Annotated in this window: 21 protein-coding genes and 4 pseudogenes; 21 read left to right on the top strand and 4 right to left on the bottom strand. The window is 44.5% G+C overall.

The window, feature by feature from the left end:
• Nucleotides 1-25: 25 nt before the first annotated feature.
• The 7 genes and pseudogenes from ACFYU8_RS03295 (at nucleotide 26) to ACFYU8_RS03325 (ending at nucleotide 8,705) form a co-directional block, all read left to right on the top strand.
• Nucleotides 26-454 (top strand): MarR family winged helix-turn-helix transcriptional regulator, encoded by a 429-nt coding sequence (locus ACFYU8_RS03295; RefSeq protein ID WP_390295849.1) that lies wholly within the window; start codon nucleotides 26-28, stop codon nucleotides 452-454.
• A 284-nt stretch (nucleotides 455-738) separates the two neighbouring features.
• Complete coding sequence (locus tag ACFYU8_RS03300; protein WP_390295846.1) at nucleotides 739-1,851, top strand: NADH:flavin oxidoreductase; 1,113 nt, start codon at nucleotides 739-741, stop codon at nucleotides 1,849-1,851.
• Nucleotides 1,852-2,179: 328 nt separating this feature from the next.
• Nucleotides 2,180-3,919, top strand: a complete 1,740-nt coding sequence (locus ACFYU8_RS03305; protein ID WP_390295844.1) for an ABC transporter ATP-binding protein — start codon at nucleotides 2,180-2,182, stop codon at nucleotides 3,917-3,919.
• Nucleotides 3,916-5,790: an ABC transporter ATP-binding protein gene (locus ACFYU8_RS03310; protein WP_390295842.1), complete on the top strand. Its 1,875-nt coding sequence runs from the start codon at nucleotides 3,916-3,918 to the stop codon at nucleotides 5,788-5,790. The genes ACFYU8_RS03305 and ACFYU8_RS03310 overlap by 4 nt, the downstream gene beginning before the upstream one ends.
• 14 nt (nucleotides 5,791-5,804) lie before the next feature.
• Nucleotides 5,805-6,155 (top strand): annotated as a pseudogene (locus ACFYU8_RS03315) (acyl-CoA dehydrogenase family protein); the annotation flags it as partial.
• A 266-nt stretch (nucleotides 6,156-6,421) separates the two neighbouring features.
• Nucleotides 6,422-7,843 (top strand): serine hydrolase domain-containing protein, encoded by a 1,422-nt coding sequence (locus tag ACFYU8_RS03320; protein ID WP_390295841.1) that lies wholly within the window; start codon nucleotides 6,422-6,424, stop codon nucleotides 7,841-7,843.
• A gap of 25 nt (nucleotides 7,844-7,868) precedes the next feature.
• Nucleotides 7,869-8,705, top strand: coding sequence for a M55 family metallopeptidase (locus ACFYU8_RS03325; protein WP_390295840.1), 837 nt, complete (start codon nucleotides 7,869-7,871; stop codon nucleotides 8,703-8,705).
• Between the two features lie 58 nt (nucleotides 8,706-8,763).
• Here the strand turns inward: ACFYU8_RS03325 and ACFYU8_RS03330 are convergent, their stop codons facing one another.
• Nucleotides 8,764-8,973 carry an S-layer homology domain-containing protein gene (locus ACFYU8_RS03330; RefSeq protein ID WP_390295838.1) on the bottom strand — a complete coding sequence of 70 codons (210 nt, stop codon included), beginning with the start codon at nucleotides 8,971-8,973 and terminating at the stop codon, nucleotides 8,764-8,766.
• A gap of 89 nt (nucleotides 8,974-9,062) precedes the next feature.
• Here ACFYU8_RS03330 and ACFYU8_RS03335 point away from each other — a divergent pair, with 89 nt between their 5' ends.
• Both ACFYU8_RS03335 and ACFYU8_RS03340 read left to right on the top strand, forming a co-directional pair.
• On the top strand, nucleotides 9,063-9,434 hold the full coding sequence (locus ACFYU8_RS03335; RefSeq protein WP_390295836.1) for a nitroreductase family protein: 372 nt from the start codon (nucleotides 9,063-9,065) through the stop codon (nucleotides 9,432-9,434).
• A gap of 189 nt (nucleotides 9,435-9,623) precedes the next feature.
• Nucleotides 9,624-10,448, top strand: a complete 825-nt coding sequence (locus tag ACFYU8_RS03340; RefSeq protein WP_390295834.1) for a M15 family metallopeptidase — start codon at nucleotides 9,624-9,626, stop codon at nucleotides 10,446-10,448.
• A 104-nt stretch (nucleotides 10,449-10,552) separates the two neighbouring features.
• Here the strand turns inward: ACFYU8_RS03340 and ACFYU8_RS03345 are convergent, their stop codons facing one another.
• A complete protein-coding gene (locus ACFYU8_RS03345) occupies nucleotides 10,553-11,362 on the bottom strand; it encodes a C40 family peptidase (RefSeq protein ID WP_390295832.1) in 810 nt (269 codons plus the stop codon).
• 147 nt (nucleotides 11,363-11,509) lie between these two features.
• Here ACFYU8_RS03345 and ACFYU8_RS03350 point away from each other — a divergent pair, with 147 nt between their 5' ends.
• The 4 genes and pseudogenes from ACFYU8_RS03350 (at nucleotide 11,510) to ACFYU8_RS03365 (ending at nucleotide 15,886) form a co-directional block, all read left to right on the top strand.
• The gene (locus tag ACFYU8_RS03350; protein ID WP_390295830.1) at nucleotides 11,510-12,196 is read left to right on the top strand and encodes a response regulator transcription factor; all 687 of its coding nucleotides are present in this window, start codon (nucleotides 11,510-11,512) and stop codon (nucleotides 12,194-12,196) included.
• A 12-nt stretch (nucleotides 12,197-12,208) separates the two neighbouring features.
• Nucleotides 12,209-13,573 carry a sensor histidine kinase gene (locus ACFYU8_RS03355; protein ID WP_390295828.1) on the top strand — a complete coding sequence of 455 codons (1,365 nt, stop codon included), beginning with the start codon at nucleotides 12,209-12,211 and terminating at the stop codon, nucleotides 13,571-13,573.
• A gap of 465 nt (nucleotides 13,574-14,038) precedes the next feature.
• Nucleotides 14,039-14,985, top strand: a pseudogene (locus tag ACFYU8_RS03360) (hypothetical protein).
• Nucleotides 14,986-15,175: 190 nt separating this feature from the next.
• Entirely contained in the window at nucleotides 15,176-15,886 is a 711-nt protein-coding gene (locus ACFYU8_RS03365) for an N-acetylmuramoyl-L-alanine amidase family protein (RefSeq protein ID WP_390295826.1), read from the top strand.
• Nucleotides 15,887-16,026: 140 nt separating this feature from the next.
• Here ACFYU8_RS03365 and ACFYU8_RS03370 read toward each other — a convergent pair.
• Nucleotides 16,027-16,236, bottom strand: a pseudogene (locus tag ACFYU8_RS03370) (IS4 family transposase); the annotation flags it as partial.
• A gap of 106 nt (nucleotides 16,237-16,342) precedes the next feature.
• On the opposite strand from ACFYU8_RS03370, the pseudogene ACFYU8_RS03375 reads away from it, so the two are divergent.
• The 5 genes and pseudogenes from ACFYU8_RS03375 to ACFYU8_RS03395 all read left to right on the top strand — a co-directional run.
• Nucleotides 16,343-16,507, top strand: a pseudogene (locus ACFYU8_RS03375) (IS4 family transposase); the annotation flags it as partial.
• Nucleotides 16,507-17,034 carry a PadR family transcriptional regulator gene (locus tag ACFYU8_RS03380; RefSeq protein ID WP_390295824.1) on the top strand — a complete coding sequence of 176 codons (528 nt, stop codon included), beginning with the start codon at nucleotides 16,507-16,509 and terminating at the stop codon, nucleotides 17,032-17,034. The pseudogene ACFYU8_RS03375 and the gene ACFYU8_RS03380, both read left to right, overlap by 1 nt.
• 51 nt (nucleotides 17,035-17,085) lie before the next feature.
• Nucleotides 17,086-17,916 (top strand): SDR family oxidoreductase, encoded by an 831-nt coding sequence (locus ACFYU8_RS03385; RefSeq protein WP_390295822.1) that lies wholly within the window; start codon nucleotides 17,086-17,088, stop codon nucleotides 17,914-17,916.
• A gap of 487 nt (nucleotides 17,917-18,403) precedes the next feature.
• Nucleotides 18,404-18,643, top strand: a complete 240-nt coding sequence (locus tag ACFYU8_RS03390) for a glutaredoxin family protein (RefSeq protein WP_390295820.1) — start codon at nucleotides 18,404-18,406, stop codon at nucleotides 18,641-18,643.
• Between the two features lie 200 nt (nucleotides 18,644-18,843).
• On the top strand, nucleotides 18,844-19,371 hold the full coding sequence (locus ACFYU8_RS03395; RefSeq protein ID WP_390295818.1) for a MarR family winged helix-turn-helix transcriptional regulator: 528 nt from the start codon (nucleotides 18,844-18,846) through the stop codon (nucleotides 19,369-19,371).
• A gap of 88 nt (nucleotides 19,372-19,459) precedes the next feature.
• Here the strand turns inward: ACFYU8_RS03395 and ACFYU8_RS03400 are convergent, their stop codons facing one another.
• On the bottom strand, nucleotides 19,460-20,356 hold the full coding sequence (locus tag ACFYU8_RS03400; protein ID WP_390295815.1) for a LysR family transcriptional regulator: 897 nt from the start codon (nucleotides 20,354-20,356) through the stop codon (nucleotides 19,460-19,462).
• Between the two features lie 126 nt (nucleotides 20,357-20,482).
• Here ACFYU8_RS03400 and ACFYU8_RS03405 point away from each other — a divergent pair, with 126 nt between their 5' ends.
• The 3 genes from ACFYU8_RS03405 (at nucleotide 20,483) to ACFYU8_RS03415 (ending at nucleotide 24,411) form a co-directional block, all read left to right on the top strand.
• The gene (locus tag ACFYU8_RS03405) at nucleotides 20,483-21,166 is read left to right on the top strand and encodes an MOSC domain-containing protein (protein WP_390295813.1); all 684 of its coding nucleotides are present in this window, start codon (nucleotides 20,483-20,485) and stop codon (nucleotides 21,164-21,166) included.
• 100 nt (nucleotides 21,167-21,266) lie between these two features.
• Nucleotides 21,267-23,591, top strand: coding sequence for a xanthine dehydrogenase family protein molybdopterin-binding subunit (locus ACFYU8_RS03410; RefSeq protein WP_390295811.1), 2,325 nt, complete (start codon nucleotides 21,267-21,269; stop codon nucleotides 23,589-23,591).
• Nucleotides 23,578-24,411, top strand: coding sequence for an FAD binding domain-containing protein (locus ACFYU8_RS03415; RefSeq protein ID WP_390295809.1), 834 nt, complete (start codon nucleotides 23,578-23,580; stop codon nucleotides 24,409-24,411). Before ACFYU8_RS03410 ends, ACFYU8_RS03415 begins: the two co-directional genes overlap by 14 nt.
• Nucleotide 24,412 lies beyond the last annotated feature (1 nt).

Below are 24,412 nucleotides of genomic sequence, written 5' to 3' on the forward strand. Positions count from 1 at the left end.
TAGTCTAGAACAGGTGGAATTTACTATGAAAATCGACCCTAATCATGAACTTATAAACGATTGGTTGGCTCTTACTCACATTACTGAAAGTATTTCCAATATGCTTGAAAAAGATTTACGAGAAAATTACAATCTTTCTTTAAAAGAGTTTTACGTCCTTTACTTTTTATCGAAAGAAAGTAATAAAACACTGAGGTTACAACAATTACAGGAACGGGTTGGATTAAGTCAAAGTGCGATATCAAGGCTGGTTGGAAGACTTGAGGCAAAGAACTGCAGAGCTTTACAGAGAAATGTATGTGAAGACGACCGTAGAGGCGTTTATACTCAGCTAACTGAATTAGGTGAAGAAAAACTCCAGAGATACCTCGTGACGATGAATGAAATTCTCCAATCTGCTTTTTCAGATGGAAAATTTGATGATGCAATACAATTGTTAGTGCAAAAGAAGTAATTGCAAAAAGCCACGATTTCCTAACCAACGGGAATAGCGGCTTTTTTTCGTGTAAGGATCGCCGTTACACTTATCGGTTGACAGGTGAAAAAGGATGATGGTAAATTAGATGCGTGCGCATGCATTTAAAATACAAAGCTCTACTCACAAAATCAGTAAAGGAGTGGGGGCTTAAAAGGTTTAGAGTTAATAAATCGTAATATAATGTGATTGTTACCCCTACCGCTCAAGAGTGGTAGGGAAAAATTAGATTGAAAAAATAGTGAAAAGAAAGAGGGAATCACATGAATTCATCAAAATCTGTAACAGCATTATTCACCCAGTTTGAATACAAAGGACTGAAACTTGAAAATCGGTTTGTTATGGCACCCATGACCCGCAGTTTTTCACCGAAAGGGATTCCAGGGCCCAATGTAGCTGACTATTACCGTCGACGCGCAGAGAACGAGGTGGGCTTAATCATCACCGAAGGAACGCTAATCGAGCATCCAGCTGCGGGTGCAGACCAGAATATCCCACATTTCTATGGAGAGGAAGCGCTGGACGGATGGGCACGCGTTGTTCGAGAAGTACATGAGGCGGGCGGAAAAATTGCTCCGCAGATTTGGCATACCGGCATGGCTCGCCAAAAGGAGAAATTCCCAGAATCAGATGTCGAACCAATCGGTCCTTCTGGTCTAAGTCTTACTGGTGAAAAGGTATCAGAACCACTCAGCATAAAAGAAATTAACGATCTCATTCAGGCTTACGCACAAGCCGCGTCTCAAGCTAAGAAAATTGGTTTTGACGCAGTGGAAATTCACGGAGCACATGGCTACCTGATTGACCAGTTCTTCTGGGAAGTCACCAACAAGCGTACAGATGAATATGGCGGTGATCTTGTAGGCCGCACCAAATTTGCTGTAGAGGTGATTAAGGCTGTACGGGACGCAGTCGGTCCTGACTTCCCGATTATTTTCCGATTTTCGCAATGGAAACCGAGTGATTATCAATCCAAACTGGCAAAGACGCATGAGGAATTGAAGCTTTTCCTTACACCTCTGTCCGAAGCCGGTGTAGATATCTTCCATGCTTCCACCCGACGCTTCTGGGAGCCGGAGTTTGAAGGCTCTGATCTAAACCTGGCTGGCTGGACTCGTAAACTGACTGGAAAACCAACCATCACCGTAGGATCTGTTGGATTGGACTCTGAGTTCCTGAGTCTATTCACCGAAGGCAAGGGTGGTCAGCCCGCTAACATCGATAATCTGATTGAACGTATCGAGCAAGAAGAGTTTGATCTTGTGGCAGTTGGACGTGCGCTACTGAGCGATCCGGCTTGGGTATCAAAAATTCGTAACGGCAATACCGAAGAACTTCAACCATTTACGCGAGAAGCATTAACAACACTGAGCTGATCGAATAAACAAATTCAGTGAGCTTATTAGCAAAGTAATGATCCCAGTTCTTGCAACCTGATAAATCCCGTTTCTCTTCACGATTTGGCCTATTAATATGGTTTTCCCCCTTCCGAACTCAAAAAAGGAAGTGGGCTGAAAAGGACGATGTAGCTTCATTCATAAGAACAAACTACGATAGGGCGACCCGCTTACTTAATGGGCTTGCCCTCTTTTTTTGGGGTGGAAAACGGAGTGGCTGCGGATACCGTTCGCAAATATATGCATACAACCGTAAGGCGATTGGAATTGTAGTATGGAAGAGACAGGAAAGGGAGCGTGCATCCGTATGATGAGGCTGTTTCGATACTTGACGTCCTACAAATGGCCGATCGCAGTGATATTGGTGCTTGTATTCGTCCAATCGTTATCCGATCTGTACTTGCCAACATTAATGGCAGATATCGTTGACGTTGGGATTGTGCATGGAGACACCTTCTTTATTTGGAAGGTTGGCGGTTTTATGTTACTCGTCGCTGCTGGTGGGGGTTTCTGTTCCATCGGAGCCAGTTACTTCTCTTCCAAGGTTGCCATGAGCTTTGGGCGCGAGTTGCGTGCCAAAGTGTTTAAGCAAGTAGAACACTATTCGATGCAGGAGATCGACCAAATCGGTACAGCCTCACTCATTACTCGAACAACGAACGATATTAACCAGGTACAGCAGGTTCTGATCATGATTTTGCGTATCATGGTCGCTGCTCCCATGATGTGTATTGGTGGAATTATCATGGCTTCATCTAAGGATGCAAAGCTGACGCTAGTCCTTGCAGTAGTAGTACCCATTCTAGCCTTATCCATTTTCCTTATCGCACGCAAGGGGATGCCTCTTTTCAAAGCTATGCAAAAGAAGCTGGATAAGCTAAATCTGGTCGTGAGGGAAGGCTTAACAGGAATACGTGTGATCCGCTCGTTTAACCGCATGGATGCGGAAAAAATGCGTTTTAACGAAGCGAATGCCGATTTGACGCAGACAGCGATTAACGTGAATCGAATCATGGCAGCCTTGATGCCGATTATGATGCTGACCTTTAATTTGTCTGCCGTTGCCATACTTTGGTTTGGTGGCCACCGTGTTAGCAATATGGATCTGCAAGTCGGTGATCTCATGGCGTTCATTCAATATGCGACACAGATTATGTTTTCGTTGGTCATGCTGTCCATGATCTTCGTCATGGTTCCACGCGCTTCTGCATCTGCTATCCGGATTAACGAGGTGTTGGATTTACATTCGACCATTTATGATCGCCCAGAGCCTGTGACCCGAACGAAAACGACAACTCCAGGCACGGTGGAGTTTCAGGATGTAACTTTTTCTTACCCGGGTGCAGAACATCCCGCGTTGACCTCGATCACCTTTACAGCTCGACCGGGGCAAACCACCGCAATTATCGGAGGGACAGGCTCCGGTAAATCGACGATACTCAATCTGCTTGACCGCTTCTACGATGTGACTTCCGGAACCATTCGGGTAGACGGCGTTGACATACGCGACTTGCCTCTCGAGCAATTGCGAGCAAAAATCGGCTATGTTCCACAAAAGGTGCTGCTCTTTTCAGGCTCGATCGCTGAAAATATTCGCTTCGGTAAAAAAGAAGCTACAGATGCCGAAGTCGAGCATGCCGCTAAAATTGCGCAGGCAGGCGATTTTATTGCGAGTATGAATGGCGGATACGAGGCACACATTTCCCAAGGCGGCACGAACGTGTCTGGTGGACAAAAGCAACGGTTATCCATTGCACGAGCGATTGTCCGTCAACCGGCCATCTATATGTTTGATGACAGCTTTTCCGCGTTGGATTTCAAAACAGATGCGTTATTACGAGCCGCATTAAAAGAAGAGATGGAGAAGAACCAATCCACGTTAATCATCGTGGCTCAGCGGGTTAGCACTGTGATGGACGCAGACCAGATTATTGTGCTGGATGAAGGCTCGATTGCGGGTATGGGTACACATCAAGCGCTCATGCAAAACTGCGAAGTCTATAAGGAAATCGTACGATCCCAACTGACAGAGGAGGAGATCGCATGAGTGAATCTGGAGGAGGTAAGCAAGCGCCAAAGAGTGGCGGCCACATGGGTGGTCCGATGGGAATGGCGATGCCGGGAGCAAAAGCAAAGGACTTTAAAGGCACACTCAAGCGCTTGATCGGCTACTTCCGGCCACGCCGCGTACAGCTGATCATCGTGTTTCTTGCTGCCGTTTTGAGTACGATCTTTGCTATTGTCAGTCCTAAACTGATGGGGAAGGCGACAACGAGCCTTTTCGCAGGCATGATCGGTCTCATGCAGGGACAGCCAAAGGAAATTGCATTTGACTTTGGGTATATCGCAGATATCCTGGTCCTTTTGATCGGATTGTATGTCATCAGTGCGCTGTTCAGCTATTTGCAGCAATATGTGATGGCAGGAGTATCGCAAAAGATCGTCTATGACATGCGTGAGCAAGTCAATGAGAAATTGTCCCGCCTGCCCCTGAAATACTTTGATTCGAAAATGCATGGGGATATTTTGAGTCGTGTCACGAACGACATTGATAATATCAGCAACACGCTCCAGCAAAGCCTGACACAGCTCATCACATCCATCGTGACGATCATCGGTGCCATCATTATGATGCTAACGATCAGCCCATTATTGACTCTCATTCTGATTTTGACGTTGCCGCTCAGTGCCATTGCTACGAAACAAATCGCCTCGAAGTCACAAAAGCATTTCATTGGACAGCAAAGCTCACTTGGCGAATTGAATGGGCATGTAGAAGAAATGTTTACGGGGCATCAGGTTGTGAAGGCGTTTGGGTATGAACGGAAGTCTCAAGAGAAATTTGATCAAATCAATGCAAAGCTGTATGAAGCTGGATGGAGGGCACAATTTATATCAGGAATTATCATGCCGGTTATGAGTTTCATCGGAAATATCGGCTACGTGCTCGTCTGCATCGTCGGTGGGATTCTCGCTACGAACGGTTCGATTGAAATCGGTGATATCCAAGCCTTTATCCAATATACTCGTCAGTTTACGATGCCAATCGCGCAAACAGCGAACATCGCCAACCTGATCCAGTCCACCATCGCGTCGGCGGAGCGGGTCTTTGAAGTTTTGGATGAAGAAGAGGAAGTGCCTGAAAACACGGAGCCAGTCACAATTGCAGCGCCGAAAGGCAAAGTGGAATTTCAGCACGTCAAATTTGGTTATAAAGAAGAACATTTGCTGATGCAAGACATCAATCTCTTAGTATCGCCAGGACAAAAGATTGCGATCGTGGGCCCAACAGGTGCGGGTAAGACGACTATGATTAACTTGCTTATGCGCTTCTATGAGCTTAATGGAGGAGCGATTCTGATCGATGACGTCGATATTACACGTATGAAACGAAGCGATCTTCGTTCCTTGTTCGGTATGGTCCTGCAAGATACGTGGCTGTTCAACGGAACGATCCATGATAATTTGGCGTATGCGCACCCTGACGCTTCTGATACGGATATCATTCGCGCAGCGAAGGCGGCTCGTGCCGATCACTTTATTCGCACGCTACCAGAAGGATACAAGACGGTTTTAAATGAAGAAGCCTCGAATATCTCTCAAGGGCAAAAACAGCTGTTGACCATCGCTCGTGCCATTTTAGCAGACCCTACCATTCTGATTTTGGATGAAGCAACCAGCAGCGTCGATACACGAACCGAGGTGCATATCCAAGAAGCGATGAATGAGCTAATGAAGGGGCGTACCAGCTTCGTGATCGCACATCGACTATCTACTATTAGAAACGCTGACTTGATCCTCGTCATGAACAAGGGAACGATCATTGAACAAGGAACACATGACGAGTTGATGGCGCAAGATGGCTTTTATGCTGATTTATACAACAGTCAGTTTGCAGAGTCCACACCAGCAGGCTAAAAATGACGTGTACGCTAAACCGCCAAGTAAAGGGCTATACCAATGCCCTCAAAATCTTGGCGAATGGCCGGGCAGGTTTGGCTGCCAGAAATCTCGGTTCTTGCCAAAAACTGCTGGATTTGTCCATGAAATATACGATGGAGCGCATTCAATTTGACAAGCCGATCATGGAACAACAAATAATCCAGCACTACTTGGCAGAAATGGCATTGGACTGTGAAACTCTGCGTGCGTTTACGTATCATGTCGCATCGCTCGTCGATCAAGGCAAGAATGTGATCAAAGAAGCCGCCATGGTGAAATTGTTTGCCTCGGAAATCCAAAAGAACATCATTGCCGGTCGTTTAATCAAGGAATACTCGTAAACAAGAGAAAAGTGGGAATACTGGATCTGACCAGTGACATTTCAGGGCCCAGCGTCATACACGACGAAGGGCTATTTTTTATATGACGAGGTTTTATAATGAATATTTTTTATATTCAGATTTATATATTGTCGTTTTTCAATCCTCCGCTTATAATTCTACTAGTGCACTAACTTCATATCTTTGTTTATTTTGAAGTGTATACTTCGAAAACAAAACCGAAATTGCTTTCCTGTTTGTAAGTAATGAACCCAAGGAGGCATGACATGAAAAGGAATGAGTGGGAAGCGTCGTTTGAAGCATACGTTCAAAGGCTGATGGATGATTTTCAGGTTCCCGGTGCAATCATTGCCGTGGCCAAAGACGGAGAACTCACTTATGAAAAAGCGTTTGGTTTTCGGGACCGAGAAACGAAAGCTCCCATCGATCTGGATACGGTATTTGGCATCGGGTCGATCACGAAGTCGTTTACTTGTATGGCGATCATGCAGCTTCAAGAGGAAGGGAAGCTTTCCGTGCATGATCCAGTTATCACCTATTTGCCTGAGTTTCACACACCGAACGAAGCCCAAACGAAGAGCATTACCATTCATCATTTCATGACGCACTCCCTCGGCTTTCCACCACTTCCATCTCTCATTCCCGCAATGCTACCCAGCATACAAGCCGATCCGACAGCAGAACCGTTACTCCAGCAATTTGAAGCAGAATGTCAACATCCGATCGTTTCCTTTGAAGACCTCATGGCGTACATGGCAAAGTTTCCCTTTGAGTTGTTAGGGCCTGCGGGGACACAATTCAGTTATTCGAACGAAGCTTTTGGCTTGCTTGGCGCAATCATTGAACGTGTCAGCGGCAAAACATACGAAACCTATGTCCACGAACATCTTTTACAGCCGCTTGGCATGGAACGAACGGTTTTTCATGTGGAGGAATTAGGCGAGGATGACAATACGACCATGCTGTACACACCTCGCATGAATGATGGCGTTCGTGAAGTAGTACGTGCCCCCGGTTGGTGGGATGCTCCCTCCATGCGTGCAGCAGGCTTCCTCAAATCGTCCGCACGTGACATGCTTCGGTATGCGGATGTCTATCGGACAGGCGGGCTTTCAAATGGAACGACAATCATCTCGGGTGATAGCGCAGCGCAAATGACTGCGCCGCATGTCCGCATTGATTTGAGCCGCAGCTATGGTTACGGACTTGGCGTGATGCCATTTTCAGAAGAGTATACCTTACTGACCCATACCGGCGGCTTAAAAGGAATCACCGCGCAAATGTTCATCGTCCCAGAGGCGGGAGTAACCGGGATTCTTTTGACCAACATGGATGATGCCCCCATTTCCAATCTGACATTAGGATTGTTAAACAGCATGTTCGGTCGCCCGCTCGAGACGCAGTTCGCCACGTTTGCCGAATGTGAGGTAACGTTTGCTTACTTGCAGCAATGTCCCGGTACATACAAATCCGGAGAAGGGGACGTAGTAGAGATCAGATTCGATGAAGCAATGAGACAACTCTCACTCGTTCTAGGCAGTGATGTGTTCCCAATGCGTTCTGTTGGAGAAGATACGTTTTTATTCACTCGCCACAGCGTCGATTCACTCATCCGCTTTGTTCGCAATTCAGACGGTGAAATCAAGCGCTTGGCGATGGGATCGCGCCAAATGCCGAAAGTAATCTAACCAAAGACAAGGAGGCAGGTTACTCATGAAGGTGTTTATTTCGTTGGACATGGAAGGGATCTCCGGACTCAGCGAATGGGAGGATGTCATCCCCGGTCGCAGACATTATGAAGCGGGGAGGCGACTGTTGACACAAGATGTAAATGCGGCGATTGAGGGTGCACTGGAAGCCGGAGCCACCCAAATTATCGTCAATGAATCTCATGGACCGATGAACAATATCATTCTGGAAGAATTGCATCCACAGGCAGATATCATCCGTGGTTTTTTCAAACCTCTCTGTATGATGCAGGGGATCGACAGCAGCTGCGATGCCGCATTTTTCATCGGTTATCATGGAAAAGCGGGAACAGGAGATGCAGTACTCAATCATACGTTGTCTGGCCTTGCTATCCATCGGCTTATCTTAAATGGCAAAGAGGTGGGCGAAGCAGGATTAAATGCAGCAATCGCTGGAGCCTTTGGTGTCCCTGTCGTACTCGTTACCGGAGATTCCCAAACAGCAAAGGAAGTGGAAGAAGATATCCCTGGAGTCTTTACGGTCGCCGTGAAAACAGGGATAACGGGCCTCTCGTCGCAAGCGATGCATCCTGTTCGTGCCAGAGAACTGATCCGACAGCAAGCAAAAGAGGCATTGCTCCATCGCAGTACAGTTAAACCGCTTGAACAAAGTGTAGAGAATACGATAGAAGTCGAGTTTACGAAATCACAATTTGCTACAGCAGTCAGCTGGATGCCAGGAATGGAACTCATCGAGGGACGCACGGTACGCTTCCACTCGCAGGATCTTGTCAGTATGATGCCTGTCTTGCAATCGATGCTGTTGATCACTGGGCAAGTGAATCGGATGATTACTGGTTAAGTAAACCAAAAATGCAGAGCCCCTCATCACGAGGATGCGCTGCATTTTTTTGTTCGATTTAGGTTTGAGGCTTATGGTTTTTCAGATACGCAAGGGCTTGATAAATCATTTCAGCTGCCTCTTCACGAGTGATGGCCTTATGCGGGTGGAGCTTGTTTTCCTTATCTAAGTGGATAATCCCTCTTGCCAGAGCAAGTTGAATAGAGCCTTGGTAATCAACGGTGAGGCCATGATTATCTTGGATTTCTACCGGTACTAGTTTGATCATGGGAAGATTACCCTCGGTCTCCATGACTCTCATCAGGTGGTGAATGAACTGTTCTTTTTAGTTCACACACATGATGGGTGAGATCGGTCATGCTGGCTTACTCTAAGGAAGAGGTTGAAAAGTGGGACGAAAAGATGATGCATCAATATTGCGAGCTCATGCAAGCGCATCTTTTGATTGTCATCGAAGCAGATCCGCGTCAAACACAGTTCGAAGATGCTTTCTCGGCGGCAGCGGCGTTCATACAAAATTTGCAGCTGCTAGCTTGGGAGAGAAAGGTCGGCGTAGTCTGGAAGACGAACGATTACAATTGGCATCCGAAGTTTCTGCAAGCTGTTGGTGTAAAGCAGGGAGAGAGAGTTGTGGGCACGTTGCATCTCGGTTATTTCAACGACAACAAAGTTCCACGACCAAAGAAGCGTACACCGATTGGTGAGCTGCTTACCGTTCATCACGAATAGTTGCCTATCCCAATACTTCATAGAAAAAAACAACCGGTCATCCACGTGAGACCGGTTGTTTCTTCTATTTGTTTACCATTAAATGATTTAAGAAAAATTTTAACTTTTGATTACTATTTCATTTAACATTACCTACTATCATCAGATAGAAAAAGAAAAACGTGTGTTCGAACCATGGAGGAAATGGAAATGAAAAAGCGATTTCTCTTACTAGGTATTCTTTTATTGTTACTGGGTTATCCATTCTTGGGACCGCTCGTAGAGGATGTATCGCAACAAAAAGAGCCAGATGCAGCAGTTGTCCCGAAATACAAAACGATTCGGGTTGAACAAGACCAGATATATCAGGGAGATCTATTATTGGTCAACAAATACGATGCGATCCATTCAGAGAGAGTGCTATCCGATGTGATCAATTTGTCTTCGCACAATTATTTGGTTGAGGGTTATCGCTTGCAAGATAATTCCATTGAATTGTCTGAGAAGGCAGCGGAGGCGTTCAACGAAATGGTCAATAGAGCAAGCAGTGACAACGTAAAGCATTTTATGATCAAGAGCGGCTACCAAGGCTTGGAAAAGGGACATAACGATACTTTGCCAGATTGTTTTAGCGAACATCATCTGGGTACAGTCTTGGACGTTGCATCCACACAAATGAAAGTGGAGCAATCCCCTGAAGGGAAGTGGCTACAAGAAAACGCATGGAAATACGGGTTCATTCTGCGCTATCCGAAGGAAAAGGTCACAATCACTGGCATTCCTTACAATCCTATGCATTACCGATTTGTAGGTTTGCCGCACAGCGCTATTATGCAAGAGCGTCAATTATCTTTGGAGGAGTACGTGAATTACTTGCGAGAGGCAAAGGAAGTGTCAGGGACGATAAATGGTGGCGACTACAAGATTTATTATCATCCAGTGGCCACTAGCATCATGGTTCAAGTGCCGACCAATGGGAAATATGTGCTTTCAGGCGACAATCAAGAAGGTGTCATTTTGACAGAATTCCTGTAAATAGTACAGGGAGACAGTAAAAACGATTCCGCTATTTAAAGGCCTTACATGCAAAAGGCTGCTGAAGCTATCAGCAGCCTTTTTTGCCTATTCCAAGAAGATATTTAAATCACACGTCTTCCAAGCTCAAAGCGTTTTTCCCAGGAAGTCCCCTTGAATTTTGTTGTCGTAACTCCTGGCTTACCGTACGTATGCAGTAGTTTATTGTCTCCAGCGTAGATGGCAACATGGGTAATGCGAGAAGAAGAGCTGCCGTAGCTGCGGAAGAAAACGAGATCTCCTTTTTGCAGCTGATTCTTCGAGACTTTTTGACCGACTTTGGACTGTTGACGTGAGTCTCGCGGCAGATTTACTCCGACCTCTTTAAACACTCGCTGTGTAAAGGAAGAGCAATCGAATGTACTCGTTGTTTTTTTGCTCGATCCAAATTTATAAGGGACGCCTTTATACTTCAATCCTTGTGAAATGACCTGATCGGCAATTTCGGAAGAGGGAGCTGAAGTATTCGTAGCCTCATTATTTTTCGCAGTGTTTGGATCAGAAACAGTTGAGGATGAATCTGCTGCATTTAGATCGAATGGAGTGACACTGCTTTTTGTCTGTTTATTCCGATTATTAGCAGTAGTACTTTCCTCATTGGTTGTCAGGTCGATGCCAGTACCATCTTGCACCAATTGATCAGTTTGCTCATTTTCAGCCTGTTCATTGTCCTGATCGTCAACTGATCCTTCGTTGTTCTGTTGCTGGTTCTGGTCATTCTTATGTTTTTTCTGTAGTTTCTCCTGATTATGCGTAGTGGTGGAGGTGAGACTTGTCTCTGAAGCCGCGTAGGCTTGTCCGTTCATGAGAAGAGAAGTTCCCATGAGAATGGCTACGACCGTAGTAGTTGTACCTTTCCAGTTTCGCTTTGTCATGATGTTCCTCCTTCAGAATGTGTGATCTTGTTGTGTGTTTCTCATCCACGCTCTTATCGTACAGAACAAAACTAAGAATCCCGGTAGAATTTCATTAGAGTTTTCTGAGAAAACTGTTGGTAAGATATTCAAACGGAGATGATTGGTATGCCTACGCCAGATGGAAAAGGTTATTTACTGCTCGTTGAAGATGAGCATAACTTGGCACGATACTTACAGTTAGAGTTGGAGAATGAAGGATTTTCGACAGATATTGAATACGAAGGGCTTTCAGGATTAGAAAAGGCACTGACGGTTGAGTACGACCTCATCCTCCTGGATGTCATGCTGCCCGAATTATCGGGGATAGAATTATGCCGACGAATTCGGGAAACCAAAGACGTCCCGATTATCATGATCACGGCTCGCGGAGAGGTTCCGGATATCGTGACGGGATTAGACAGTGGAGCTAATGACTACCTGGCTAAACCGTTTGCAATTGAAGAGTTGTTTGCACGGATTCGGGCCTTATTGCGTCAACGGGAATCAAAAGCGAATCAGGAGATACTGGTTGGCCGATTGCGTATCCAGCCCAACGCTCGGCGTGTGTTCCTAGATGAAGAGGAAATTATGTTAACACCACGCGAATTTGATTTGCTTTATTATCTGGTTCAAAACAAGGAGCAAGCTGTCTCCCGAGAGCAAATTCTCACAGCCGTGTGGGGTTTTGACTTTATGGGGAATACCAACATCGTGGATGTGTATATCCGATATTTGCGGAACAAAATTGAAAGTGATCCATCCGTCAAACTGATTCATACCGTTCGAGGAATTGGATATACACTACGAGATTAAAAGGAGAACGCAGTGCTTACTCATCGCAGATACTCACTTAAATGGAGACTCACTCTGTTATTTAGCTCTGGTATGCTTCTTTTGCTTCTCTTTTTGTCCATTTTTATTTTTTTCAGCACCTCTAATCTCGTCCATCAACATGAGCAAAAATTGCTCAATCAGAAGGCAACGGCTATCGCTGCCGATTTGAAAACGGAAATCACGGAAGAAGCATCACTAACGATTACCTATTTGACTCGTTTGTTAACCAATTACGCTGACGTCAATCAATTCATAAACATTAGCGACCAAAACGGCAAGGAAATCGCTTCGATACAGGGAGCTAATTGGAGTACAGAGCCTGAAGTCTATTATGAAAGGACATTGGTCGCAAAAGAACCTGTACAGCTCCCGTTCACATCGGAGCTTCTGTATGTGCAAATTTCTACGACGACGGAAGCGCTTGAATGGTACTTTTCCATCTTGCTCACGATTCTTTTTCTCTCTTCCTTTTTTACCTTGCTGCTTTCGGCGCTCGGCGGCTATTGGTTGAGTAACTGGGGACTCAAGCCTCTCGATCATCTTATTCAGCAAATCCATTCCATTTTCCCTCAACGCCTCTCTCAACGGATTCACCATCATCACGTAGAGACGGAAATCTACGAGCTGATCAACGCCTTTAATCTGCTGTTAGATCGCATGGAAGAAGCAATGGTCTATCAGCAGCGATTCGTCACAGATGCATCACACGAGTTGCGTACACCGCTTTCTATTATTGAAGGGTATGTGAGTCTTCTGCAAAGATGGGGGCAGCACAAGCCAGAAGTAAGGGACGAAGCGCTCGCTGCTGTACAGCAGGAGTGTAAACGACTTTTCAAACTCATTGATGACCTGTTGTCTCTAGCTAAAATGCAGCATACCTCTCAACCAGGGTCAACGAAAGTCGAACAGCCATTAACCCCTTTGCTACTTGAAGTAAAGCAAGCTTGGGTACCCATTTTCCCTCCACAAATTAAGCTGCTTTTTGAATGGGAAGAATCTCTTGTCCTTTTGATGGATCGGGAGCGAATTCGACAGTTATTGGACATCCTTTTGGACAATGCAAGGAAATACACAGATGAGGGACAAGTGAAGGTGCGAGCATATGGCGATGAAGTGGCTGTGCACATTTTGGTAGAGGATACAGGGATCGGTATTCAAGCAAAAGAGATTCCCCACCTTTTTAAGCGATTTTATCGAGTGGACAAATCCCGTGCTCGAAAAAGGGGAGGAAGCGGGATCGGTTTGGCTATCGCCCAAGCGATTGTCGCGGATCACGAGGGAAGCATCACGATTGCTCCTTCGGCGGAAAGAGGCTTGATTGTTCATGTTTTGTTGAAAAAAGCGGAAACGAACTGACTACACGGATGAAAAACGATGGGGCCATGTGCGCGTTTTCCAAGGAACCGGTCATCAGATCGGGCGTGCATGCCAGAGGTGCGAAAAGTGGGGAAGGCTCAAGAATACATATGTAGCTCTTCCTGTTTTGTTTGTTCAGATGACATGGATTTCATTTGTTGGGGTACCGCCACATGCCCATCAAGCTAAGCAAACCTCCTCAAAACAAAAAAGGGGCTGTCTCAAAAGTCAATTTTTTGACTGAAAGACACCCCTCATTTTAAAATCCTTGATAAGCGGATGTAGCCTTTTTTCGTGCTTTACCATACGGGGCATTTCATTTTGTAAAAAAAACAGGATGTGAACCGAACCTTTTTCCGATAAAAAGACAATATAGTGTGTAAGCTGCTTATTCAGGAGGGCCCCCTGAATAAAAAATGAAGAGATGTTCTCACTATTTACAATTAATAAAAGAGCGAATTAACTATGAAAAAACGATTAATTGGTGGAATGGTTGCTACTGCTATTTTGATTCCAGTTGCAGTATTTGCGGCTTCTCCCTTGATTGAAATGCCTACAAGAACATCGATGACTACTGAACAAGTCAAGGTGGATGAGGTTGGCAAAGCAACACTCGATAAGCTGTATCTCGCATTTCCCGAAACAAAATCGTTTGAGATTATCGATGCAAGCAGCGTTCAAGGTAATATATCCATAGGGGAAACTGACCAACTGACATACGACCAACTGAGAAAGGTCCAAATGATAAAGGGCCAACCGATAAACCAAACAAGCATCGTCCTACAAGAAAAAGGAGGAACCGGCAAAAAGATTACCCTACATACAAACGGTAGTACGGGTGAGATTGAACACGTGATTCAAGAAATTGGGAGCCTAAGGAGAAGTCACTCAGTACTTTAACCGATCAGGAAATCAAAGCGAAGGTAAATGATCTCATTGATAAATTGTATGGCAACGTCGAAGAGTACGAGGTTGCTATAGAGCAAATGGAGAATCCAGATAATAAAACATGGATGTTGAATTACACCAAAGAGGGATTCGGATTCAAAAGTCCGATCTACCAGGTTTTTGTTCAGGACAATACCATTAGTGTTTCTAAGCTCGTAGGTATTCCTACAGGACCGGCGAATCCGAACTTTGATGGACCTGCTGCAAACTACCTGGATAATGAAGAATTGTTTAAATTACTGGGAATGGATGCTTCCACATTGAAAAAGGAATTAGATACAGGTAAATCCATTTTCGACATTGCGGCCTCTAAAAATGTTTCGAAGCAACAAGTGCTAGACGTGATCATTGAAGCCCAAACGAAATCTCAAATCGAATTTGATAAAGAAAATGGACACACAACAAGTCCCAATCTTCAGAATGAGCTAAATAAAAAGGTAGAACATGTACTTAATCAACAATAACGAAGCTTGTTTCCCATCGTAATGAATCTGACCGAGAGACAGTTTGAATTGTCCAAAGGTCAACCGTGCAACAAGAGGCGTGGGCTTCTCTCTTTGTTTCACGAAGAGAAGGGGTCCGCGCTCCTTTTATTTTTCAATATAGGGGGACCGCCACATGCCCATCAATGTAGGAAAGAGGAGGGGGCAGAAAATGATCAGGGTCAAGAAATTAGCTTTTATGGTAATGCTCGTATTTGTCGTGGTTATGTTTGGTTTTTTGTATAACCATCCCGACAACAGCAATGCTAGCCAAGCTGACAACAGCAATGCTAGCCAAGTCGATTCGCCCGTCTACAAAATTGTCATCGATCCAGGACATGGCGGCAAAGATCATGGTGCGGAGGGTGTTAGAGGTCGGTTCGAAAAGGATTTTACTTTGCAGTTAGCACACAAGGTAAAGGAGGTAGCGGAGCAAGATTCGCGCATACAGGTGTATCTGACGAGAAGCGATGATCTCTTTTTATCTTCGGAGCAGCGAGATAGACCGCGATTTGCAAATGAGTTGGGGGCAGACTTGTTTATCTCTCTCCACGGAAATACCTATACAGACCCTACTGTTTCGGGAACAGAGACGTATTATTATCATCCGGAATCCCTTCCGCTTGCTGAGAGCATCCAGAAGCATGTGAGTGAAGCAACCGGCTTTCGGGATCGGGGCGTAAAAAAGGTTCATTTTTTTGTCGTCAAGGATACAAAAATGCCGGCAGTGCTACTTGAGGTTGGGTATTTAACCAATCCGTCGGATGAGCAAAAACTGTTTGAAGAAGATTTTCAATATCGCATTGCCACTTCGGTGATAGAGGGCATACAAGACTTTCTGCGAACAACTGAAATAACAGACGGCCAAAGCGATTCAGCGTGAGTTGCTAATTAGGGGTCTGCCCACATGCCCATCAAGCTAACACTGATGAATTCTTAGGGCAGAGCCATTTCTTCAAACAACCATGAATACTGCAAATAGAAAGGCATACCAAAAAACTCAAGCAGGTTAATTTTTAAACACTATGCTACTTTCTTGTGACACATGGTAAACGGATAGACAACATCCAATATATCAAAGACTGTCTTTTTCTCATAACGGTGGGATTTGCGCCCGTTTTTCAGTAGGAGGGCAAACAGGCGAAGCAGTACTTTTGATAGCTCTTGGATGTTTTTTTGTATTGCTTGAAACAGTAATGAAAAATAATCTTTGATGATATAAATGGCTTTATATGGGGTACAACCACATGCCCATCAAGCTAAGGAAATTACTACCTCCTCAAAACGAAAATACGCTATTCTTTCGGTAGACTGACTAACGAAAGGATAGCGTTTTATGATGAATCTTGGTATTTCAAACGATCTTCATTTATTTTCACAAGAACTGGAACGACATTTGTCTCCTCTTGCTCTCACCCAACTAGCCAAAGAAACCGGATGCGTCACACGATCCAGTAAATATCGTGCGCAAGATTTAGTCGCCTTATGTGTTTGGTGGAGTCAGTGAATAGCTACGACCTCTCTCAACCAGCTTTGCAGCCGTTAACTGGCTATGAAATAAAAAAGTTATTGGAGGAATTTTTCTCACATTTCTATAGATCAACATATGGAACGATTTATCCAATGCTTACTCGGATGGAAAAGGAGGGATTGATCACCAAGGAAGTTGTACCTCAAGATGGTAAGCCCAACAAAAAAGTTTTAACCATAACCGATAAAGGACGAGAGTGTTTTAACGACTATTTAATAGGGCCTCTAGAGCAGGATAGTACAAAATCGGATTTTTTGATGAGGCTTTACTTTGGTGAATTTGTCGGGTATGACAGGGTGATGATTTGGTTGACGCAAGCACAGGAAGATGCGCAAATCAAATTAAAAGAGTTACAACAGTCGTATTTACTACATAAAAATGAGATGCATCCGGCACAGATCATTTGCATCCAAATTGGGATAAATGAATATAGCGCTAAACTTGAAACCATTGCACAGGGAATGTTAAATATTGAGCAATTAGAACTAAAGAAGCAATGATCGGGTCATCATTGTTTGAAATAATAGAATATACCTTTGGAGGAATATACTATGAAAACCATTTTTATCACTGGCGCTTCATCAGGAATTGGAAGAGCTACAGTAAGACACTTTGCTGAAAAAGGCTGGAACGTAGTAGCTACAATGCGCTCACCTGAAAAAGAAACCGAATTTATTAAGTCCGACAATATTTTGGTGCTACGGCTTGATGTTGAAAAAAAAGATACGATAACAAATGCGTTAGCAGCAGGAATTGAACGTTTTGGTAAAATTGACGTCCTCCTCAATAATGCAGGATATGGATCAATGGGAATTCTTGAAGCAGCTACTGATGAGCAGATTAGAAGACAATTTGAAGTGAATGTATTTGGTTTGATCAACATGACGAAAGTAATCGTGCCACATTTTAGAACAACCAAAGAAGGAGTACTGATTAATATTTCTTCAATGGCAGGAAAAGTTACCTTTCCTACAATGTCACTTTATCATTCTACTAAATTTGCTGTCGAAGGCTTTTCTGAATCCCTATCTTATGAATTAGCATCACAAAATATCAAAGTAAAGTTAATCGAACCAGGAGCGATTAATACAGACTTTGGTGGAAGATCAATGGATTTTTATTTTAGCGAATCATTATCGGACTACAAGCCATTTACGGATGCATACCTTGGTAAATTAGCAGAAATGGAGAAAGATCCAGCGTTTTCCTCGTCTCCAGAACTTGTCGCTGAAACAATCTATCAAGCGGCAACAGATGGTACCAGCAAGTTACGATATGTTGTTGGTGAAGATGCAAACACTCTTATTAACATGAAGGATGACGTAGGAGATGAACAGTATATGAAGAATATTACTGAACATTTTTCTTTAAACCGTAAATGAGCTAGAAAACGATTTTCACTCCTTTCTATAGTGTAAGTAGTACAATTGACTAATGTATTTCGGAAAAAAACAAGTAGCAGGGATGGTGCAGAATCCCTGCTACTTTTCTATTGTGGCTCTGAGATTTCGCTCGTTAAGTCCGCTTTGGAAAAATTTTGCTAGACCGTTACCAAGTCGAAATACTCGTGCTATCATTAGGTAAGGGACAACTAATTACGAGACTGAATCAGTGGCAACAAAATCAAATGAGTAGTTGGATTGATTTCGTATTTTTTACGCTACATTAGGGTTTTCGCTTGAAGTAAATCAAAAAACAGCTTCAAGTAATTACTCGTGATCCCATGTAAACTACGAACTCCTTAGGCAAATTCAATCATCGAGATTTCCTATGATAACCATAGGGAATTTGTAATTGTTCCGAAAGATGGTCGCTCCTATAATCAAATACGTAGCAATGCTACATAAAATCAATAGGAGCTGATTCCAAATGTTACAAGCCATTTTTTATCATGCTGGTTGCCCAGTATGTGTAGATGCGGAGCAAGTTGTCCTAGACTACCTGGATCAAACAAAGCTCGAAATCGAAATTGTCCACCTTGGTACAGAGCGGAATCGCATTGAGGAAGCAGAGAAGGCTGGTATTCAATCCGTACCTGCTCTCGTGCTTGGCGGGAACGTCTACCACATCAACTTTGGAGCAAGTTTGGAAGATGTGAAAAACGGCTAAGTTTGAAAAAGGGGGGGTGCTTTTGAGGCGCCTCCTTTTTCTTATGCTTTTACACGACCATATTTCCATTTACAATGGATAGAAAAATGGAACATGGAAGGTAATATACGCTCATGATGTTTGATCCCCAAGAACGAAAGGAAAATCGCTCAGTCCGTATTATGATGGCTCTCTTTCGGGTGTCCTAGGCGATAAAAAAAGTGACGCAGGCAGAGAGTGATGAACATGGATTGTCACCCGTACAAATTCAAGCGTTGCTGTTCACTTTCTATACGAGAAGCGACGTGGCTTCCATTGGTAACTTTGCCAAGGCAATCGGAACGACGCATGTGACAGCCGTAAAGATTATCAATGGACTCGTTAAGAAAGGGCACATGACAAAAGCACCTAAAACGGAAGATCGCGGAGTGACCTTGCTTCAATTGACTGCAAAGGGAAAAGAAGCTGCATCGAGCCTTGAAAAATGGGGGTACACACTGGAGGAAGCGCTTCATTCGATTCCAGAGGAGATACTGGAAGATTTCGAGATCGGGCTCGGCTCCGTTATCACAGCGATGCAAAGACGTGGCCATCTCGTTGTAGCGGAGCCCTGTCTAGGCTGCGTCCACTTTCGACCGAATACAGGTGATTCCCATACACCCCATTATTGCGCGTTCATTGAAAAGTACCTCACGCATGAAGCATCCTTGAAAGAATGCCCCGAGCATATTTCCACTTGGAAAGACTAGATAATCATAGGTAATACCTATCGAAATGATAACAAAAATGCTATTGAACAATCATTTCCCTCGTCATAAACTGATCTTGACTCCCGCATCATTGAACATCAGCACGTTTTACCGTAGCGATCAACTGCTCCATAAAGACTCGGCTTGCTGCACACAAATACTTGTTTTTCCGGTAGACGATACCGATTTGCGCCGTGATAGTGGGCTGTTGGATCGGAATCGTACGTATGCGTTTATCGTCGATATAGTCGAGGTAGCCTTTTGAAAGGACCGTGACACCGACTCCTTGTCCGACCATATTCGTAATCGATTCCATTGTGGTCATCTCCAAGACTGGCTGTGGCGAAAAACCAAGCTCACGACACTTTTCGTCGATCAACTGACGCAAATAGTACGTGTTGGGCAATAAAATGGAGGGAGTTTCTTTTAAAATCGCAAGCGAAACAAATGGTTCCTTCGCGATCGGATGATCCACAGGTACCCCTAGGGCCAGATTTTCTGTAAGGAGTGGAATGGTTTCCAGATCGTCATGCTCCATAGGAAAAAAGACAATGCCTACATCGAGCTCGTTTTTCAAAAGTCCTTCATAAATATCGCCGGTCCTCATCCCGAAAACCGATAATTCGACCTTTGGATAACGCTGGTGGAACTCGATAACAGTAGGCGGGAGCAAGTAATTGACGACCGTTAGCAGTACGCCAATCTTTAATGCGCCTCTGCTTAAGCCTTGCAGCTCGCTTATCGCTGCACGTGCCTGTGACAACTCATGAAAAACATTATAGCTATGGTGAAGCAATGTTTTGCCTGCTTCCGTCATAACCGTTCGTTTTCCGACGCGATCAAACAATGGCATGCCGATTTCATGCTCAAGCAGACGGATTTGCTGGCTGAGTGAAGGCTGCGCAATGCCCAATTTCTCGGCTGCGCGAGTAAAATTCAACTCCTGGCACAATGCCATAAAGTACTCTAATTGCTTGAGCTCCAACGACCATCCCTCCGGCGATTCATGATCAAACGATAGGTTTTTCCTATTATTATAGAACAAATCATAATGGATTTGTATGATTGCAGTGTGCAATGCGATTTACATGAAAAAATGAGGTGATCTCTTGTGAATGTTGAAATCCTTTCCATCAATGTAGGTAAACCCAAACAAGTCCAGTATCAAAAGAAAGAGATTTCTACCGGCATTTACAAAACCCCAACGACAAGAGCTCTCTATTTATCCTTTTTGAACTTGGAAGGAGATGGGCAGGCAGATCTTGTCCACCATGGGGGGAAGGAAAAGGCTGTATGCGTTTATCCCTATGAGCACTATCCATTTTGGGAAGCTGAATTACAAAGAGAGTTGGCAATCGGTGCATTCGGAGAAAATCTGACGATCCGGGGATTAGTAGAAACGGATGTTTGTATCGGTGATACCTTTCAGCTAGGGGAAGCGGTCGTACAGATTAGTCAACCGAGACAGCCCTGTTACAAATTGTCGGTGCGATACGGTGTACCAGAAATGTTGGTTAAGGTACAAGAGACAGGCTATACCGGCTTTTATTTTCGCGTGCTAAAAGAAGGGCTTGTATCTCATACGGATGAATTGACAAGACTCTCTTGTCACCCAAAAGCGATAACGGTCTCTTATGCAAACCGAATCATGCATCAAGAAAAAGAAAATATTGATGGCATGAAAAAGCTGCTTGAAGTAGAGGAGCTGTCTTCAAATTGGCGAGCGACCTTTACCAAACGATTATCTGGCATAGAAATTGATACCCGAGAAAGACTGACAGGCAACCAATCATAGCTACAGCCATTCATTAATACGGACAACAATTGTTGTATATATATAGGCTAGGAAGTACGTGAGCGTTGCAAACTCATTACGATTTAAGGATGGGGACTACATGCGACGATCGATTGGGAAAAGTATTCCTAGAAAGGAAACATGGGAAAAGGTTACAGGGACAGCCATATATACCAATGATCGTTCTGCACCAGGGCTACTACATGCCAAAGTTGCTATCAGTCCGCATGCTCACGCTAACATAAAATCGATCGATTTGACCGAAGCCATGAAAATACCAGGTGTAAAAGCGATCATAACCGGACAATATTATCCGATACTGACAGGGTCACCACTGGCAGACCGTCCTCCAATCGCAATAGACAAAGTAAGATATTATGGCGAGCCCATTGCCCTCGTAGTCGCGGAACAGGAATATATTGCAGAGATGGCGACTTACCGAATCAAAGTGGATTATGAACTTTTGCCGACAGTTCTTTCCCCTCGGGAGGCATTTCAAAAAAATGCTCCACTTGTTCACGATCGTCTTGCCGAGTATAAACGCCACGAGGAGGTATACCCTGAGCCGGGAACCAACATTGCGAACAGGACCAAAATCCGCAAGGGAAATATGGCAGAAGGTTGGAGAAATTGTCATCACACTGTTGAAGTCGAGGTCACTTTGCCACAATCGGATCACGCTGCAATTGAAAAGAGATGCAGTACGGCACAGATTATGCCCGACGGCAAAGTGATCATCTGTTCCGCTTCACAATCACCTTATGTCATCCGAAGAGCAATCAGCCAAGCGTTTCATATTCCCCTTCATAAAGTAATTGTTCATACGCCATTAGTCGGAGGAAGTTTTGGCGGAAAAGCCGCGATTCAACCGGAATTTCTTGCTTATTTGGCTTCCCGAGCGGTTGGCGGAAGACCTGTCAAATTGGTTAATTCCCGGGAAGTGGATATGATCTCTTCCCCAGTACATATCGGACTGGATGCCAAAATCAAGCTAGGCTGTACACGAGATGGAAAACTAATGGCCGCCGAAATTTTGCATTTGTATGACGGCGGTGCGTATTCCGATCGGGGTGCGGTCATGAGCCGGGCCGGAGCCTCCGATTGTACGGGGCCATATCGCATCGACAACGTTCAATGCGATTCTTTGTGCATGTATACGAATCATCCATATTCCACTTCATTTCGAGGATTCGGCCATCCAGAACAAACTTTTGCCATAGAACGGGCGATGGATCTTTTGGCGAACCGAGTGGGGATGGACCCGTTGAAATTTCGATTAAACAATGCGATAGCCCCCGGAGATACGTCCCCCACGCAAACCTTGCTGAATAGAAGTAATTTGGGGGATTTGGCCAAGTGTATTGCCAAATTACAAACATTAATCGATTGGGACGACCGTTCGCCGCGGACATTCAATGGCAACCTCATTCGGGCAAAAGGGGTATGCTGCTTCTGGAAAAATTCGAGTACGCCGACCGATGCCGGTGCGGGAGCCGTTATTATGTTTAATGAGGATGGCAGCATTAATTTGCTCTGCGGAGCAGTAGAAATCGGACAGGGGACGAGAACAGCGTTGACTCAGCTGTTAGCAGAGCGTTTGCGGATGGATCCAGGAATGATCCATGTCTCTACAGAAGTGAACACCGAAACCGATCCCCATCATTGGAAAACAGTGGCGAGCCGCAGTACCTTTTTAGTTGGCAATGCGATTTTACATGCGGCGGATAATGCAATCGTCCAGTTAAAAAATATAGCTGCCATCGTATTGCAATGCTCACCGAAAGACTTGGATGTAGGAGGGGGCAGGGTTTTCTTTAAGGATCATCCTGAAAGAGGGATAAGAATTGAGAAAATCGCTAACGGCTATCAATACCCAAACGGAAATACGATCGGTGGTCAAATCATCGGTCGCGGTAGCTATGCGATGCGGAATTTAACATTACTGGATCCTGAAACAGGTAAGGGAAATCCCGGCCCGGAATGGACGGTTGGTGCACAGGCGGTAGAAGTAGAATTCAATACGAGTAACTACACGTACAAAATTGTGAAAGCAGCAGCGGTCATCGATGCTGGTAAGATAATTAATCCTGTATTTGCACGCAGCCAAGTTACAGGTGCAATGAGCATGGGCTTAAGTTTTGCTAGCCGCGAAGCTTTTTTATTCAATGAGAAAGGCGCTATATTAAATCCGAATTTTCGAACCTACAAGTTAATTCGTTTTGGTGAGCAGCCGCAGTACCTTATTGATTTCGTTGAGACACCTCATTTGGAAGCGCCTTACGGATTGCGTGGCATCGGAGAACATGGCTTGATTGGCATGCCCGCAGCATTGGCGAATAGCCTGAGTAACGCCGCTGGAGTAGCGTTTAATCATTTGCCTCTCACACCCGAGATGATCTGGAGGACGATCCATGATTCCATTTGACTTTGACTACTACCAACCCGCTTCCATTCAGAAAGCTGTGGAATGGTTTCAGTTGCTGCAAAAACGGAAGAAAAATCCGATGTATTACGCCGGAGGCACAGAAATCATCACATTTGCTCGAACGAATTCTATTCACCCGGGTGCTGTTATTGATTTGAAATCCATTCCAGCGTGCAATGTAATGGAAATCCAGAACGATAAGCTGGTTATCGGAGCTTGTGTCACATTATCTGCTTTATCCGCAGCGAACCTGTTTCCGTTACTCAGTGAAACGGCACAGGGCGTTGCCGATCAAACAGCGCGGAATAAAATCACGCTCGGGGGAAATATTGCTGGAAAAATTCATTTCCGGGAGGCCGTTCTGCCGCTATTATTGGCAAACAGTAAAGTGATCATAGCAGGAATACAAGGAGTAAAAGAGGCTTCCATACACCAGGTTTTCACACAACAATTGAGATTGGAACCGGATGAATTTCTTGTGCAGACCGTAACAGACCGAAGCTATTTATCATCACCTTACGTTCATTCCAAAAAAAGACAGATTGGCAATATTGGTTACCCGCTTGTAACAATCGCTGCACTTAAGAAAAATAATCGGATTCATACGGCATACAGTGGCGTTTGCTCTTTCCCGTTCCGATCCTTTGAAATCGAGCAGGTGTTGAACGAATACTCGATCCCATTGGCAATAAGAATTGAGCAGGCGATGAGTAAATTACCCGCTCCAGTGATAACGAATGCGGAAGGTTCCGCACCTTATCGGAAATTTGTTCTTAAACAAACAATTGCTGACGCAATCCAAACCTTAGAAAGAGGGTGAA

Origin of the sequence: Brevibacillus sp. NPDC003359 (assembly GCF_042878995.1) — a bacterium.
In the GTDB taxonomy this organism is placed as follows: Bacteria; Bacillota; Bacilli; order Brevibacillales; family Brevibacillaceae; genus Brevibacillus.

What these genes read in the sequence shown, in the direction of transcription:
- ACFYU8_RS03330 (WP_390295838.1), bottom strand. Translation starts at nt 8,973, where the DNA reads ATGATCAAACTAGTACCGGTAGAAATCCAAGATAATCATGGCCTCACC.
- ACFYU8_RS03305 (WP_390295844.1), top strand. Translation starts at nt 2,180, where the DNA reads ATGATGAGGCTGTTTCGATACTTGACGTCCTACAAATGGCCGATCGCA.
- ACFYU8_RS03365 (WP_390295826.1), top strand. Translation starts at nt 15,176, where the DNA reads ATGATCAGGGTCAAGAAATTAGCTTTTATGGTAATGCTCGTATTTGTC.
- ACFYU8_RS03415 (WP_390295809.1), top strand. Translation starts at nt 23,578, where the DNA reads ATGATTCCATTTGACTTTGACTACTACCAACCCGCTTCCATTCAGAAA.
- ACFYU8_RS03345 (WP_390295832.1), bottom strand. Translation starts at nt 11,362, where the DNA reads ATGACAAAGCGAAACTGGAAAGGTACAACTACTACGGTCGTAGCCATT.
- ACFYU8_RS03390 (WP_390295820.1), top strand. Translation starts at nt 18,404, where the DNA reads ATGTTACAAGCCATTTTTTATCATGCTGGTTGCCCAGTATGTGTAGAT.
- ACFYU8_RS03335 (WP_390295836.1), top strand. Translation starts at nt 9,063, where the DNA reads ATGCTGGCTTACTCTAAGGAAGAGGTTGAAAAGTGGGACGAAAAGATG.
- ACFYU8_RS03295 (WP_390295849.1), top strand. Translation starts at nt 26, where the DNA reads ATGAAAATCGACCCTAATCATGAACTTATAAACGATTGGTTGGCTCTT.
- ACFYU8_RS03350 (WP_390295830.1), top strand. Translation starts at nt 11,510, where the DNA reads ATGCCTACGCCAGATGGAAAAGGTTATTTACTGCTCGTTGAAGATGAG.
- ACFYU8_RS03310 (WP_390295842.1), top strand. Translation starts at nt 3,916, where the DNA reads ATGAGTGAATCTGGAGGAGGTAAGCAAGCGCCAAAGAGTGGCGGCCAC.
- ACFYU8_RS03385 (WP_390295822.1), top strand. Translation starts at nt 17,086, where the DNA reads ATGAAAACCATTTTTATCACTGGCGCTTCATCAGGAATTGGAAGAGCT.
- ACFYU8_RS03300 (WP_390295846.1), top strand. Translation starts at nt 739, where the DNA reads ATGAATTCATCAAAATCTGTAACAGCATTATTCACCCAGTTTGAATAC.
- ACFYU8_RS03410 (WP_390295811.1), top strand. Translation starts at nt 21,267, where the DNA reads ATGCGACGATCGATTGGGAAAAGTATTCCTAGAAAGGAAACATGGGAA.
- ACFYU8_RS03320 (WP_390295841.1), top strand. Translation starts at nt 6,422, where the DNA reads ATGAAAAGGAATGAGTGGGAAGCGTCGTTTGAAGCATACGTTCAAAGG.
- ACFYU8_RS03325 (WP_390295840.1), top strand. Translation starts at nt 7,869, where the DNA reads ATGAAGGTGTTTATTTCGTTGGACATGGAAGGGATCTCCGGACTCAGC.
- ACFYU8_RS03340 (WP_390295834.1), top strand. Translation starts at nt 9,624, where the DNA reads ATGAAAAAGCGATTTCTCTTACTAGGTATTCTTTTATTGTTACTGGGT.